Annotated in this window: 14 protein-coding genes; 6 read left to right on the forward strand and 8 right to left on the reverse strand. The window is 66.4% G+C overall.

Annotation, left to right across the window (positions count from 1 at the left end; translation table 11 throughout):
• Positions 1-426: 426 nt before the first annotated feature.
• Entirely contained in the window at positions 427-1,686 is a 1,260-nt protein-coding gene (fabV, locus tag ACVOLJ_RS14860) for an enoyl-ACP reductase FabV (protein WP_475279601.1), read from the forward strand.
• A 38-nt stretch (positions 1,687-1,724) separates the two neighbouring features.
• Here fabV and ACVOLJ_RS14865 read toward each other — a convergent pair whose 3' ends face one another.
• The 3 genes from ACVOLJ_RS14865 to ACVOLJ_RS14875 all read right to left on the reverse strand — a co-directional run bounded on the left by ACVOLJ_RS14865 (position 1,725) and on the right by ACVOLJ_RS14875 (position 5,615).
• On the reverse strand, positions 1,725-3,794 hold the full coding sequence (locus ACVOLJ_RS14865) for an EAL domain-containing response regulator (RefSeq protein ID WP_481564452.1): 2,070 nt from the start codon (positions 3,792-3,794) through the stop codon (positions 1,725-1,727).
• A 91-nt stretch (positions 3,795-3,885) separates the two neighbouring features.
• Positions 3,886-5,070 (reverse strand): BaiN/RdsA family NAD(P)/FAD-dependent oxidoreductase, encoded by a 1,185-nt coding sequence (locus ACVOLJ_RS14870; protein WP_475279603.1) that lies wholly within the window; start codon positions 5,068-5,070, stop codon positions 3,886-3,888.
• Positions 5,067-5,615, reverse strand: a complete 549-nt coding sequence (locus tag ACVOLJ_RS14875) for a YaeQ family protein (protein WP_475279604.1) — start codon at positions 5,613-5,615, stop codon at positions 5,067-5,069. Before ACVOLJ_RS14875 ends, ACVOLJ_RS14870 begins: the two co-directional genes overlap by 4 nt.
• Positions 5,616-5,795: 180 nt before the next feature.
• Here ACVOLJ_RS14875 and ACVOLJ_RS14880 point away from each other — a divergent pair, with 180 nt between their 5' ends.
• Positions 5,796-6,665: a pseudouridine synthase gene (locus tag ACVOLJ_RS14880; RefSeq protein ID WP_475279605.1), complete on the forward strand. Its 870-nt coding sequence runs from the start codon at positions 5,796-5,798 to the stop codon at positions 6,663-6,665.
• A gap of 12 nt (positions 6,666-6,677) precedes the next feature.
• Here the strand turns inward: ACVOLJ_RS14880 and ACVOLJ_RS14885 are convergent, their stop codons facing one another.
• Positions 6,678-7,166 carry a YaiI/YqxD family protein gene (locus ACVOLJ_RS14885; protein WP_475279606.1) on the reverse strand — a complete coding sequence of 163 codons (489 nt, stop codon included), beginning with the start codon at positions 7,164-7,166 and terminating at the stop codon, positions 6,678-6,680.
• Positions 7,167-7,470: 304 nt separating this feature from the next.
• Between ACVOLJ_RS14885 and ACVOLJ_RS14890 the strand changes: the two genes are divergently transcribed.
• The gene (locus ACVOLJ_RS14890; protein ID WP_475279607.1) at positions 7,471-7,680 is read left to right on the forward strand and encodes a cold-shock protein; all 210 of its coding nucleotides are present in this window, start codon (positions 7,471-7,473) and stop codon (positions 7,678-7,680) included.
• Between the two features lie 56 nt (positions 7,681-7,736).
• Here the strand turns inward: ACVOLJ_RS14890 and ACVOLJ_RS14895 are convergent, their stop codons facing one another.
• A complete protein-coding gene (locus tag ACVOLJ_RS14895; protein ID WP_481564453.1) occupies positions 7,737-8,135 on the reverse strand; it encodes a hypothetical protein in 399 nt (132 codons plus the stop codon).
• Positions 8,136-8,266: 131 nt separating this feature from the next.
• Here ACVOLJ_RS14895 and ACVOLJ_RS14900 point away from each other — a divergent pair, with 131 nt between their 5' ends.
• The 3 genes from ACVOLJ_RS14900 to ACVOLJ_RS14910 all read left to right on the forward strand — a co-directional run bounded on the left by ACVOLJ_RS14900 (position 8,267) and on the right by ACVOLJ_RS14910 (position 11,696).
• Complete coding sequence (locus ACVOLJ_RS14900; RefSeq protein ID WP_481564454.1) at positions 8,267-8,956, forward strand: glutathione S-transferase; 690 nt, start codon at positions 8,267-8,269, stop codon at positions 8,954-8,956.
• Positions 8,957-8,987: 31 nt separating this feature from the next.
• Entirely contained in the window at positions 8,988-10,553 is a 1,566-nt protein-coding gene (locus tag ACVOLJ_RS14905) for a protein adenylyltransferase SelO (RefSeq protein ID WP_481564455.1), read from the forward strand.
• A gap of 606 nt (positions 10,554-11,159) precedes the next feature.
• Positions 11,160-11,696: an adenine phosphoribosyltransferase gene (locus ACVOLJ_RS14910; protein WP_475279611.1), complete on the forward strand. Its 537-nt coding sequence runs from the start codon at positions 11,160-11,162 to the stop codon at positions 11,694-11,696.
• Between the two features lie 97 nt (positions 11,697-11,793).
• Here the strand turns inward: ACVOLJ_RS14910 and dbpA are convergent, their stop codons facing one another.
• The 3 genes from dbpA to ACVOLJ_RS14925 form a co-directional block, all read right to left on the reverse strand.
• Positions 11,794-13,170: an ATP-dependent RNA helicase DbpA gene (dbpA, locus tag ACVOLJ_RS14915; protein WP_481564456.1), complete on the reverse strand. Its 1,377-nt coding sequence runs from the start codon at positions 13,168-13,170 to the stop codon at positions 11,794-11,796.
• Positions 13,171-13,271: 101 nt separating this feature from the next.
• Positions 13,272-13,544 carry a hypothetical protein gene (locus ACVOLJ_RS14920; RefSeq protein WP_481564457.1) on the reverse strand — a complete coding sequence of 91 codons (273 nt, stop codon included), beginning with the start codon at positions 13,542-13,544 and terminating at the stop codon, positions 13,272-13,274.
• A gap of 41 nt (positions 13,545-13,585) precedes the next feature.
• Positions 13,586-14,155, reverse strand: a complete 570-nt coding sequence (locus tag ACVOLJ_RS14925) for a CbrC family protein (RefSeq protein ID WP_481564458.1) — start codon at positions 14,153-14,155, stop codon at positions 13,586-13,588.
• Positions 14,156-14,175: the final 20 nt, after the last annotated feature.

A 14,175-nucleotide genomic window follows, 5' to 3' on the forward strand; every position in this document is an offset into this window, starting at 1 on the left:
GAGAACCCCGCGCAAGCGGGGTTTTTTGTTGGCGGGGCTGCGCCCTGGTACGCGTCATCGCATGCGCGCTGTCGCTACCACCCTTCGCTTCGCGAACCGCGGGCCCCCCATACCCGCTCCTAGAAAACCGCCGCTTCGCGGCCCCCCCCACCGCCCCCGCCCCCCGCCCCCCCCCCCCCCCCCCCCCCCCCCCCCCCCCCCCCCCCCCCGCCAGCCCTCGGTAGCCCAGCTTTTGACGTTGACGTTGACGTTGCTCTGGTCTCGGCAGGTGCAGGGCTGCAAGCCCTGCAAAAGAAACCTCACCCTACGCCGCCGTCGGTTGTGCAATCTTCCCCCGCGCACTACGATCCTGCGACTCGCGCGCACGCGCGCACCCGAATTCCTGCTGAGCGCCCCGTGCGCCGCACCTGCCAACCCGAGGTCTCCATGGTCATCAAACCGCGCGTCCGCGGCTTCATCTGCGTCACCACCCATCCGACCGGCTGCGACGCTGCCGTCAAGCAGCAGATCGACTACATCCGCGCACGTCCGCCGATCCAGAACGGCCCCAAGCGCGTGCTGGTGATCGGTGCCTCGACCGGTTACGGGCTGGCCGCGCGCATCACCGCCGCCTTCGGCAGCGGCGCTGCCACGCTGGGCATCTTCTTCGAGCGTCCGGGCAGCGAGACCAAGCCCGGCACGGCCGGCTGGTACAACTCGGCGGCGTTCCACAAGTACGCCGACGAAGCCGGCCTGTATGCCAAGAGCATCAACGGCGACGCGTTCTCCGACGAGGTGAAGGCCAAGACCATCGAGATGATCAAGGCCGATCTCGGCCAGGTCGACCAGGTGGTCTACAGCCTGGCCGCGCCGCGCCGCAAGCATCCCAAGACCGGCGAGATCATCAGCTCCACGCTCAAGCCGATTGGCGAGCCGATCGTCCTGCGCGGTCTGGACACCGACAAGGAAGTGCTGACCGAGACCCACCTGCAGCCGGCCACCCCGGAAGAGATCAGTGGCACCGTCGCGGTGATGGGTGGCGAAGACTGGCAGATGTGGATCGATGCGCTGGCCGATGCCGGCGTGCTGGCCAACGGCTGCACCACCACCGCCTTCACCTACGTGGGCGAAGAAATCACCCAGGCGATCTACTGGAACGGTTCGATCGGCGCGGCCAAGAAGGATCTGGACGACAAGGTGCTGGGCCTGCGCGAGACGCTGGCCAAGATCGGTGGCGACGCGCGCGTGTCGGTGTTGAAGGCCGTGGTCACCCAGGCCAGCTCGGCCATCCCGACCATGCCGCTGTACCTGTCGCTGCTGTTCAAGGTGATGAAAGCCAAGGGCACGCACGAGGGCTGCATCGAACAGCTCGATGTGCTGTACGACATCCTGTACGGCGGCAGCGCCGATGGCGTGGCGGTCGATCGCCTGCGCCATGACCTGGTTGACGGCGACGGCCACACGGTCGCGCTGATCGACGAAGAAGGTCGCCTGCGTGCCGATTACAAGGAAATGGCGGCCGACGTGCAGGGTGAAGTGGTCGCGCTGTGGCCGCAGGTCACCAACGAGAACCTGTACGAGATCAGCGACCTGGCCGGCTACAAGGCCGATTTCCTGCGCCTGTTCGGCTTCGGTGTGGAAGGCGTCGACTACGAAGCCGACGTAAACCCGGACGTGAAGATCGACAACCTGGTCGATCTGACCTGAAGCAAAAGGTAGCGCCGCGCATGGCCCGGCGCAACTGCTCAACCAAACTCGAAGTTCATCGCCGGCGCTGCCGGACCGACGAAATCGCCCTGCACGTAGTCCACCCCGGCACTGAACAACAGGGTCATCGAATTGGCGTCGCTGACGAATTCGGCGATGGTGCGGATGCCGGCCTCCTGCGCACGTGCGGTGATCTGGCTGACCCGGTCGATGTTCTCGCGGGTCGCCGCCAGGTCGCTGGTGAAGCCACGATCGAGCTTGAGGAACTGCGGTTGGAAGTGCGCCAGCAGCTGGAACGAATCCAGGCCCGAACCGAACTGCTCCAGGCCGATCCTGCAGCCCAGCGGAGCAACATCGGCCAGGAACTGCTGGGCGCTGCGCAGGTGGGTGAATACCTTCGCCTCCGGCGCATGCAGCCACAGCCTTTCACCGGGCACGCCATGGGCCTGCAGTTGCTGGTTCAACGTGGCGATCATCCTGGGGTCGTCGAACGACTCCGGGGTCACCTTCACCAGCATCTGCGTGGGATGCCCGTCGCGCGCGCGCGCGCCCAGCACGGCAATCGCCTGTGACACCACCCAGCGGTTGATGTCGGCCAGCAGGCCGTGCTCTTCGGCGATGCCGAGGAACGCGGTCGGGCTCAGCAGTTCGCCGTTGTGTTCCAGCCGCAGATACGCTTCGTACAGCTCCAGCGATTCGCCCTGCAGGTTCAGCACCGGCTGGTAGTGCAGCTGGAAGCCGTCGCCGGCCAATGCTTCGCGGATACGCGTGACCCAGCGCTGTACGCGCTCTTCTTCCACCCGGTCGACCGCAGCCGGGTCGAAGATGCGGCAGGTGTTGCCAAGCGCAGCAGCGGCCTGCGCGCACTCGCTGGCACGCGCAAGCACCTGTCCGATGCTGGCGATCTTCTCGCCCACCTGTACGCCGCCAATGCTGACGGTCACCGTTGCCGAGCGCGCACCGATGCTGAACACATGCGCGGCGTAGGCCTCACGGATGCGCTCTGCCAGTGCCACGGTCTGCGCATAGGGGCCGGCCTGCAGCACCGCGAAGCTGTGCTCGCCAAAGCGCGCCAGCTGTGCATCGTCACCCACCACCTCGGCCAGCAGCGCAGCAAGGGCGCCGATCAGTGCATCGGCCGAGGCCAAGCCGATGTCGGGGATCAGGCGTGCGTAGTGGTCCGGTTCGACCATCAGCAGGCCGAACTGGCCCTCGCTGCGACCCGCCTGGGCAACCGCGTCCTCGACCTGCAGCATGAACGTCGGGCGATTGAGCAGGCCGGTGACCTGGTCGCGCTGGCGAAGATCTTCGACTTCGCGCGCCAGTTCCGGGTCGAATTCCATGCGGCGGCGGAACACCACCTGCAGGCAGGACTCGCCTTCGTAGGTGGCCGCGGTGAATTCCATCGTTGCCGGGAAGGCGCTGCCGTCCTGGTGGCGGGCATCCAGTTGGTACTGCGGCGGCGGTGCCTCGCCGCGGCTGAGCGACTTCAGCAGCTGCTTGAAATCATCCACATGCTGGGCCGCGACCATGTCCAGCAGGGAAATGCCTTCGACTTCCTCGAAATCCTCGTAACCGAACATTTCCAGGTAGGCGTCGTTGGCGCGGATGTGCATGCCCTCATGGACATAGGCGATCGGCTCGCGCGAGGAGGCGATCAGCGCGTCGCAGCGGCGCTCGGTCTCGCGCATCTGCGCTTCAATGCGGCGCAGGCCGCGGCGCGCCTGCAGGTCCACCCACTGGTCGCGGACCACGGCCAGCAGGTGTTCGGCACGCTGGCGCAGGGCGAGGGCGCGTACGCCGTTGCTGCTGGCCTGTACCAGTTCGTCTTCGTCGATGCGCTCGGCCAGCAGCACCAGTGGGATGTCCTTGCCGCTGGCCGCGATGTGCTGGGCCACCAGGGGCAGCGGAATGGCCTGCGAGGGCGCTGCCAACACCAGGTCGATCGCCTGGCTGGCCAGCACCTGCGACAGCTCGGCCGAATCCTGCGGCCGCCAGGGACGCACGGCGATGCCGCTGTTGCGCAGGGTGCTGACGATGGCTTCGGCGTTCTCGCCGCTGTCATCGACGATCAACAGGCGGATGGTGATGTCGTTCGCGTTCTGCATGCACTGCTCCCCAATCTGCAAATCTAGATACACGATGCGTGGCGGCGCGTCCATGCGCGCAACGGTTGCATGCGCGGAACGGCGATGCGGTTCACACCACGCTGCCGGCGGCGTGCCCGCTGGCCCAGGCCCACTGGAAGTTGTAGCCGCCCAGCCAGCCGGTCACGTCCAGCACCTCGCCAACGAAATGCAGGCCCGGCACACGCTTGGATTCGAGCGTAGAGGACGACACCTCGTTGGTGTCCACGCCGCCCAGGGTCACTTCGGCGGTGCGGTAGCCCTCGGTGCCGCTGGCCACCAGCGGGAACGCGGACAGCACCTGTGCCGCCTTGCGCAGGTCCGGTTCGTCCAGCTGGCGCACCGGCCGGTCGGGCAGCCAGTGTTCGCACAGGCGCTGCGCCAGGCGCTTGGGCAGCACCTCGGCCAGCACCGTACGCAGTTCGGCGGCCGGTCGCTCGCGCTTCATCTCGCGCAGCCATCCGGCAGCGTCCTGGCCGGGCAGCAGATCCAGCGACAGGGCATCGCCGGGTTGCCAGAACGAGGAGATCTGCAGGATGGCCGGACCACTCACGCCGCGATGGGTCAGCAGCATGAAGTTGCGGAAGCTTGTGCCGTTGCAGCTCGCCTCGACCGGCACGGCCACGCCGCTCAACTCGGCGAGGCGCTCCTGATGGGTGCCGCTGAGCGTCAGCGGTACCAGCCCGGCACGCGTGGGCAGCACCTGATGGCCGAACTGGCGTGCGACCTCATAGCCGAAACCGCTGGCGCCCAGGCTGGGAATCGACAGGCCGCCGCTGGCCACCACCAGCGAGGCGCAATGGAACTGGCCGTGCGTGGTATGAACGCGGAAGCCGTCCGTCCCGTGCTCGATGCGCTCGACGCTGCATTGGGTGCGGATCTGCACGCCGGCCGCCTCGCACTCGTCCACCAGCATCTTCACGATCTGCTTGGACGAGACATCGCAGAACAGCTGCCCCAGCTCTTTTTCGTGATAGGCGATGCCGTGGCGCTCGACCATGTCGATGAAGTGGTAAGGCGAATAGCGCGCCAGCGCGGACTTGCAGAAATGCGGATTGGCCGACAGGAAGTTGGCCGGTGTGGTGCCGGTGTTGGTGAAATTGCAGCGGCCACCACCGGACATCAGGATCTTCTTGCCGATCTTGTTGGCGTGGTCGATCACCTGCACGTGGCGGCCGCGCTGGCCGGCGGTGATCGCGGTCATCAGCCCGGCTGCGCCGGCGCCGATCACCAGCACGTCGCAGCGGATCGTGCTCATGCCTTGGCGCGCTTGCGCCAGTTCGGGATCACATCCAGCTGCATCTGATCGTTGAGGAGCTGCACTTCGGCGTCCTGGATCAGCACGCTCCAACGCATCGCGCGCTGGATCTGCTGGCCCCACAGTTCGACGAAGCCACCGTCCAGGTCGATCACCGAAAGGTTGTCGAAGCGGGCCAGGCCCTTGCTCTGCTTCTGCCACCAGATTTCCGAGGCATGCCCACCGTAGTTGACCACCTGCACCTGGCGGCTGCGGTTGCAGGCCTTGCGGATGCGCGATTCGTCGGGGTGGCCCAGGTCGATCCACTGCAGGATGTCGCCGGTGTAGTCACGGTTCCACAGGTCCGGCTCGTCATCGGTGCTCAGGCCGCGGCCGAATTCGAGCCGATCCTCGGCATTCAGTGCGAAGGCCAGCAGGCGCACCATCAGGCGCTCATCGTTTTCCGAAGGATGCTGGGCAAGGGTCAGGTTGTGGGTCGCGTAGTAGCCGCGATCCATGTCGCTGATCTGCAGTTCGGCCTTGCGGATGGTGGCGGTGAGGGCCATGAAGATCCAGAGGGGTAAAGACCGTCAATGATAGAGGTTTGCCCGGGAGGTGTCCGGTGTGGGGGTGTCTGCGCGGCGTGATCGATGGCACGCTGGCGGCCCTGGTCCGCTTGATGTGTCCTGTCGCATGCCCCGTTCACGCCCTTGTTGCCCGCTGTTCCACAACGGCAGGATTCCACCGTGACCACGCCCAGCCGCCTGCAGCTGCCGCCTGGTACGTGGGCCAGCCTGCTGGACGGGCTGTGCGCGCGCTTCCCGCGCATCGACCGGCTGCAATGGGAGAGTCGCTTCGCGCGGGGGCGGGTGCAGGACGCGCAGGGCAGGGCGCTGGCGCCAGGCATGGCCTGGCAGGTGGGGCTGGAAATCCAGTACTTCCGCGAAGTGGCTGATGAGCCGGTGATTCCCTTCGCCGAGGCCATCCTGCATCAGGACGAGCACCTGCTGGTGGCCGACAAGCCGCACTTTCTGCCGGTCACGCCTGCCGGCGGGTACGTGCGCGAAACCCTGCTGGCGCGACTGATCGCGCGCACCGGAAATGCCGGTCTGGTGCCGCTGCACCGGCTGGATCGGCTTACCGCCGGCCTGGTGCTGTTCTCCACCCAGGCCGCGTCGCGTGACGCCTACCAGCGGCTGTTCCGGGAGCGACGCATCGAAAAGACCTACCAGGCACTGGCGCCGGCCCTGCCGCAGCTGGCGTTTCCGGTGCAGCGGCATACCCGGCTGCAGCCCGGTGAGCCGTTCTTCCGCATGGCCGAAGTCCCGGGTGAACCGAATGCACGTACCTGTGTCGATGTGATCGACGCCTGCGGCCCGGTCTGGCGCTACCGGCTCGTGCCCGAATCCGGCCGCAAGCATCAGTTGCGCGTGCACATGGCGGCGCTGGGCGCGCCGATCCTGGGGGACGATCTGTATCCGCAGCTTCAGCAGCGCCCGCCGGATGCTGACGCGCGGCCCCTGCAGCTGCTGGCGCAGACCCTGGTCTTTGACGATCCGCTCAGTGGCCAGCGGCGCAGTTTCAGCAGTGCTCGCACGCTGCGCGTTCCCGGCTGACCGCGGCGGCATTCATCGGCTTGAGCGGCGCGCCAGCCAGCGGTCCAGTTCGGCTGCGAACAGCTGCCGGTCGCGCGCACCCAGTGGCGGCGGTCCGCCGGTCTGCACCCCGGCGCCACGCAGTTCTTCCATGAAATTGCGCATCGACAGCCGCTCGGCCATGTTGTCGGGGGTGTAGAGCTGGCCGCGCGGGTTCAGGGCCACGCCCTTCTTCTCCAGCACCAGGGCGGCCAGCGGGATGTCCTGGGTGACCACCAGATCACCGGCGGCGACGCGTTCGACAATGGCGCTGTCGGCCACGTCCAGCCCCTGCGGGACCTGGATCGAGCGCAGCCAGCGCGATGGGGGCGTGCGGATCCACTGGTTGGCGACCAGGGTAAGTTCCACGCCTGCCCGTTCAGCTGCGCGGAACAGGATGTCGCGAATGACGACGGGGCAGGCGTCTGCATCGACCCAGATGCGGGGAGGGAGGGGTTCAGCTCGGGTTTCAGCTTCAGTCATTTACCCAGTGTAGGGTAGGAAAAACCTGAATGGGGGCCCGGGTTTAGCGCCGATCTGGCCTAACCCCTTGTCGCGCCTAGCGACCGCCGGATTGTCGCTGAATATCAGGGCTATCGCTTTTTGATCAAAACACGCGTATCGTCTGACCCACTGTGTTTGCTAGGGTCACCGTGAATCGTGGCCTGGTGCAGTTGATCTCACGATCCGCTCATCGATCCGCTTTACCAACGCCTGCAACTCAGTCTCAGCCCCGATACCCGGTGGCTGCGATTTTTTTTCAACATGTGTTTCAGGAGTTAGTCAAATGTCTGATCGTCAGACCGGCACCGTCAAGTGGTTCAACGACGCCAAGGGCTTCGGCTTCATCACCCCGGAAAGCGGCCCGGACCTGTTCGTGCATTTCCGCGCGATCCAGGGCACCGGCTTCAAGACCCTGCAGGAAGGCCAGAAGGTTACCTTCGTCGCCGTCCAGGGTCAGAAGGGTATGCAGGCTGACCAGGTGCAGGCGGCTTAATCCGTCTGCTACCGTTTGGTAGCCAGAACGCCGGGAGCGCAAGCTCCCGGCGTTTTTTATTGCGTGGCCGCCAACGCCTTTTCGAGCAGAAGGGCGATATCGGTGCGCTCGCTGGGGCGCGACTCAGGTGTGCGGGCCAAGGTCTCGCGCAGCACCCTGACGTGCTGTGAACCGACCGACATGTCCATGTTCTGCAGCGCACAGGCGGCCTGGATGCGCGTTTCGTCATCGGGCGAATCCAGTTGCTCCAGCAGGAGCGGCCGTGCCTCGGGGAGCCCGCAGATGCTGAGCACTTCAGTGCAGCGCAGCTGCCAGTAAAGCGGCTGCCCGCCAACCCATCGCCGCAGACGCTGCCAGTCGGCCGGCTGGAACGCGCTGACCACGCGCAGGGCGATGAGCTCACAGATGTACTCATTCCAGTGCCCGTCCTCAGGGGCATCGAGGTAGTGCAGCATGAACTCGAAGGGTGGCAGCTGGGCGAGTGAGCGGGTCAATCATGAAGCCCTCGTGCAGAGGACGAAGCCTAGCAGACGCTCCCGTACATGACGGCGCGCTACCATCGGCCGTTCCTTCCTGGAGAGTCCCCATGCGCATCGTCCATCACCTGGAAAATTCCCGCTCACTGCGTGTGTTGTGGATGCTGGAAGAACTGGGACTGGACTACGAACCGCGCCGCTATCCACGCGATGCGAAGACGCTGCTGGCACCGCCGGAACTGCGCCAGGTGCACCCGCTGGGCAAGTCGCCGGTACTGCAGGATGGCGAGCTGGTACTGGCAGAGTCCGGTGCGATCCTGGACTACCTGGCCGACCGCTACGACACCCAGCGTCAACTGTCGCCGTCGCCTGTGCCTGCCGAGGGTAGCGAGCGCATGGCTTACCGTTACTGGCTGCACTACGCCGAAGGTTCGGCGATGCCGCCGATGCTGTTGACCCTGGTGATGAGCCGCATCCGCAGCGCGCCGATGCCGTTCTTCGCGCGCCCGATTGCACGCAGTATTGCCGACAAGGCCGAGCGCGGTTTCATCGGTCCGCAGCGCCGGCTTCATCTTGACTGGATGGAGCGGCGGCTGGCCGAGAGCCCCTGGTTTGCCGGTGAACGTTTCAGCGCGGCCGACATCCAGATGAGCTTCCCGATCCAGGCCGCAGCCGCACGTGGGGGCGGCCTGGATGACAAGCCGGCGCTGCGCGCTTTCCTCAAGCGCATCGGCGAGCGCCCGGCGTATCAGCGCGCGGAGGCCCATGGCGGTGCGCTGAAGGCGCTGCGCGGCGATTGAGGACCGATCCGACCGCCCCCATCCTATGCCGATGGATACCAATACCCCCGCGTTCGACAACCGCCTGCTGAGCCTGCTGCCGGGCGATCCCGAGTCCGGCCCGCGCCGGCGTGACGTACGGGGTGCGGCGTGGTCGGCGGTGATGCCCACGCCGGTCGCCGCGCCGACGTTGCTGGCCTCATCGCCGGAGGTGGCCGGGTTGCTTGGATTCAGCCCCGCGCAGCTGGAAGACGAAGGCTTCGCCCAGGTGTTCGGCGGCAACGCGCTGTATCCGGGCATGCAGCCGTGGGCGGCCAACTATGGCGGCCACCAGTTCGGTCATTGGGCCGGGCAGCTGGGTGATGGCCGCGCCATCTCGCTGGGTGAGCTGGTGGCATCCGACGGGCGGCATTGGGAGCTGCAGTTGAAGGGCGCCGGCCCGACGCCGTACTCGCGTGGCGCCGATGGGCGCGCGGTGCTGCGCTCGTCGATCCGTGAGTTCCTGTGCAGCGAAGCGATGCATCACCTTGGTGTGCCGACCACGCGTGCGCTGTCGCTGGTCGGTACCGGCGAAGGAGTCATCCGCGACATGTTCTATGACGGCCATCCCGCCGCGGAACCCGGCGCCATCGTCTGTCGCGTGTCGCCGTCTTTCCTGCGTTTTGGTTCGTTTGAACTGCCGGCATCGCGTGGCGAAACCGCCTTGCTGCAGCAGTTGGTAGACGTCTGCATCCGCCGCGATTTCCCGGAGTTGAACGGGCAGGGTGAAGCCCTGTACGGCGACTGGTTCGCGCAGATCGCGGTGCGCACTGCCGAAATGGTCGCGCACTGGATGCGTGTGGGCTTCGTGCACGGGGTGATGAACACCGACAACCTGTCCGTGCTCGGCCTCACGCTGGATTACGGTCCCTACGGCTGGGTCGAGGATTTCGATCCGGACTGGACGCCCAACACGACCGATGCGCAGGGCCGCCGCTACCGGTTCGGTACCCAGCCGCAGGTGGCGTACTGGAACCTGGGCCGGCTGGCGCAGGCGCTGTCGCCATTGTTTGCCGATGTCGCGCCGCTGCAGGCGGGGCTGGCGGCCTACCAGGCCACATTCGTTGCCTGCACCCGCCGCGATGCCGCCGCCAAGCTCGGCCTGGCCGCCGCCGACGATGCCGATCTACAGCTGTACCAGCGTTGGCAGCAGCTGATGCAGGACGGTGGCATGGACATGACGCTGGCCTGGCGCGCGCTGATGCAGCTCGATCCGGACGCGCCGGATACAGTGTTGCTGGACGCGGTGTACTACGACGACGAACGCCAGCAGGCCGTGCAGGCCCCGTTGCAGCAGTGGCTGCAGGATTACGCCGCGCGTCTGCGTGCCGATCCGCTCCCGCCCAGTGAGCGCACGGCAAGGATGGCGGCGGCCAATCCACTGTACGTGTTGCGCAACTGGCTGGCCCAGGAAGCCATCGACCGGGCCGAGCAGGGCGACATGGGCGGCGTGCACGCGTTGCAGGATGTGCTGCGTGACCCGTACACCGAGCGTGCCGGGCTGGAGCACTACGCGGGCAAGCGCCCGGCCTGGGCAGACAACCGGGCCGGCTGCTCGATGCTGTCCTGCAGTTCCTGAGGGGGGCTTTTGCAGGGCTGCGCCCTGCACCCGCAGAGGCCAGAGCGACAGCCAAGGCAACAGCCAGGGCAAAAGCTGGATTCAGTGGTTTGGCGGGGCGGTGTGGGGCTGCAGGACACGCCGTAAACCCATCCTTGGGGGCTCGATGGTGCCATCCATGGCGCCAACGGTCCTGCAGCCCCACACCGCCCCGCCTCCGACAGATTCCCGCTGCTGTGGGTAGGTGTCGACCTTGGTCGGCACGGTAGATCCACGCCATGCGTGGATGCTCTTCGTTCAATTGTCGAAATACTCGACTTTGATTGAGATCCATCCACGCATTGCGTGGATCTACGACAGATCGCAGGGAACTGTCGAAGGTGGGGCGGTGTCGGAGTGCAGGGTGTCTGATCAGTCAGCCGCATGGATGCGGCTGCCAAGCCTACAGGGACGTACTTGCGGCGTCCCCGCACTCCGACACCGCCCCGCCAAACCACGGAATCCGCTTTTGCTCTGGCTTTTGATCTGGCCTCTGCCGGTGCCGGGCGCCGCCCGGCCGATACCCCTCAACAGGCAGGCGGGGGCCGGAACAGGTACCCTATGCCGCCATCAGACAACCGAATCGCCATGACCGACGCCATCGTCGCTCCGCAGTGGGCCTCGCGCCTGCGCGACATCGCTGACTTCCCCAAGCCGGGCATCCTGTTCAAGGACATCATGCCGCTGCTCGCGCACAGCGATGACTTCCGCGGCGCCATCGTCGCAATGTCCGAGCGCTGGCGTGACCAGAAGCTGGATGCCGTGGTCGGCATCGAATCGCGCGGCTTCATTCTCGGCGCCGCCATGGCCCTTGAGCTCGGCGTGGGTTTCGTGCCGGTGCGCAAGCCGGGCAAGCTGCCGGGCAAGGTGCTGCGCGAGGAGTACACCCTGGAATACCGCAGTGACTGCATCGAAGTACACGCCGATGCATTGCCGGCGGGTGCGCGCGTGGCGATCATCGATGATGTGCTGGCCACCGGCGGCACGCTGGTCGCGGCGCTGTCGCTGGTGCGTCGCCTGGGCGTGGACGTGGTGGGTGCCGGCGTGCTGGTCGAACTCGACGGCTTGGGCGGCCGCGGACGCTGGAAAGCGGATCTGCCGCTGCACACCGAACTGGTGTTCTGATCAGAGGGTAGGTGCCAACCAAGGTTGGCATCTACCAGAGCAAATCGCCGCGAACCGGCAGTTGCCAACCTTGGTTGGCACCCGCCCGGTCAGGTCGTTACATCATCCGCACGCGGAAACGACGGCCCTTGATCTTGCCGGCTTCCAGCTTGGCCACGGCCTTGTTGACCTGCTCGCGGGCAATTGCCACGTAGGAACGGGTCGGGAAGATCGCAATCTTGCCGATGTGCTTGGCCGACAGGCCGGCATCGCCGGTCAGCGCGCCGAGAATGTCGCCCGCACGCAGCTTGTCGGTCTTGCCGCCATCGATACGCAGGGTGCGCATCGCTGCCTGCGGCAGTTCGGCCGGGCGTGAGGTCGCCAGTGGCGTCTTCTGCCAGTCCAGCGGCTCACCGCGCTGTGCTTCGATAGCCTCGGCACGCGACTTCTCGCGGCCCGCCACCAGGCTGATCGCCAGGCCGCTGGCACCGGCACGGCCGGTACGGCCCACACGATGCTGGTAGCTCTCAACGTCGGTCGGCAGCTCGTAGTTGATCACCGCCGCCAGTTCTTCCACGTCCAGGCCACGCGCGGCGACGTCGCTGGCGACCAGCACGTTGCAGCTGCGGTTGGCCAGGCGCAGCAGCACTTCCTCGCGATCACGCTGTTCCATGTCGCCATGCAGGGCAAGCGCGGAGAAACCGAACTGCTGCAGCGAATTGGCAACCTCGTCCACGTCCTTGCGGGTGTTGCAGAACACCACCGCCGATTCCGGGGTGTATTTCAGCAGCAGGCCGGCCAGCGCCTTCTGCCGGTGTGCGGGTTCAACCTCGCAGAACACGTGGCGGATGGCGGGCGCCTGGTCTGCGCCGTCCACGGTTACTTCCAGCGCGTCGCGCAGCAGGTCGCGGGCCATCACGCGGATGGTGTCGGGGAAGGTGGCCGAAAACAGCAGGCTCTGGCGATCGCGATGGGTGCGGCCGGCGATCTCGCGGATCGGCTCCTCGAAGCCCATGTCGAGCATGCGGTCTGCTTCATCCAGCACCAGCGTGCGCACCGCGCCCAGGTTGAGCGCGCGCTTGCGTGCCAGTTCCTGCACGCGGCCGGGCGTGCCGACCACCACGTGCGGGTCATGGCCTTCCAGCGACGCCAGCTGCGGGCCCAGCGGCACGCCACCGACCAGCAGCAACAGCTTCAGGTTGGGAATGCCGGTCGCCAGCTTGCGGATCTGCTTGGCAACCTGGTCGGCCAGCTCGCGGGTCGGGCACAGTACCAGCGCCTGCACGCGGATCAGGCTGGGGTCGATGCTCTGCAGCAGGCCCAGCCCGAACGCGGCGGTCTTGCCGCTGCCGGTCGGCGCCTGTGCGATCACATCGCGGCCGTCGAGGATGGCGGGCAGGCTCTGCGCCTGGATCGGCGTGAGGGTGGTGTAGCCGAGGGCATCCAGGCCGGGCTGCAGGGCCGGGCTCAGCGGCAGGGTCGAAAAGTCAGTCATGGCGCATTGTACCTGCGTGCGCGGCCGGTCCCGCCGTCGTTCACGATTGTAAGGGCGCCGGTAGCGGCCGAGCTTGGCCGACAGCTTGGACAGACGTCCCTTCAACCCAGCCCGAGGGCCGCCAATCGTGCCGCCATCGCCTGCAACTGCTCCGGGCTGGCGGGTTCTCCAGCGGCCCTGGGTTCCAGCAGCAGCTGGTGAAACCACGGGTTGGCGTGCTGCGTGTCGAAATGGAATGCGCAGCTTGCCTGCTCGCCCATCACCGCCTGCACGATCGCGATCAGCGTGTCTTCGGCTTCATCGACATTGCCCGGCCCATAGCGATCATCCAGCAATCGCAACGGGACCGGCAGCAGGGCGGGGGAGGCGGGCATGCCTCAAGTCTAACGATCCACGTGGGACATGCGGAGCAGGCTCAGGCCGCGTCAACATGGAACTGAATCAGGCCACAGTGCAGGCACTCGAACGTGTAGAAGCCGATATCTCCACCGGGTGCGTAGTCGCTGGCCAGCTCCGACCAACGTGTTTCGTCGGCGTCATTGGCCGCGCACCAGGCCGCGATGGTCGCTGCCGAGGCCTGGTTCACCTGTTTCATCGTGGCGTCGCCCAGGAAGCGGCAGACATCGTTGCAATGCGCCAGCCATTTTTCCCCCTGGAAACTGACGTAGCCTGGCGTGCGCAGGGACAGTTCTTCCAATGCGGATCTGGGCACGCTTTCGTCGATGTCCAGGCTGCAGGCAAATGCGACGTCCAGCGTTGAAGCTGCACGGCCATCGGCAATGCACCAGGGGCAGATCTGTTCCGAGTAATCTGCGCGCCCTATGTGGACGGCATCGTGCAGGTACACGTATCCACGCGCCTGCTGGCAGACCCTGCAGGCCGTAGCGGAGGGCCCCACGTTGCCGGTCGCAACCGGGTCCGGATGGTAGCGGAAGTCGGGAAGGTGATGGGTGCTCATGTCGTCCATGTGGTGCAGGGCAGGCATTCTTGTACGACCTGCGGATG

It is taken from the genome of Stenotrophomonas sp. STEN046 (assembly GCF_056759755.1).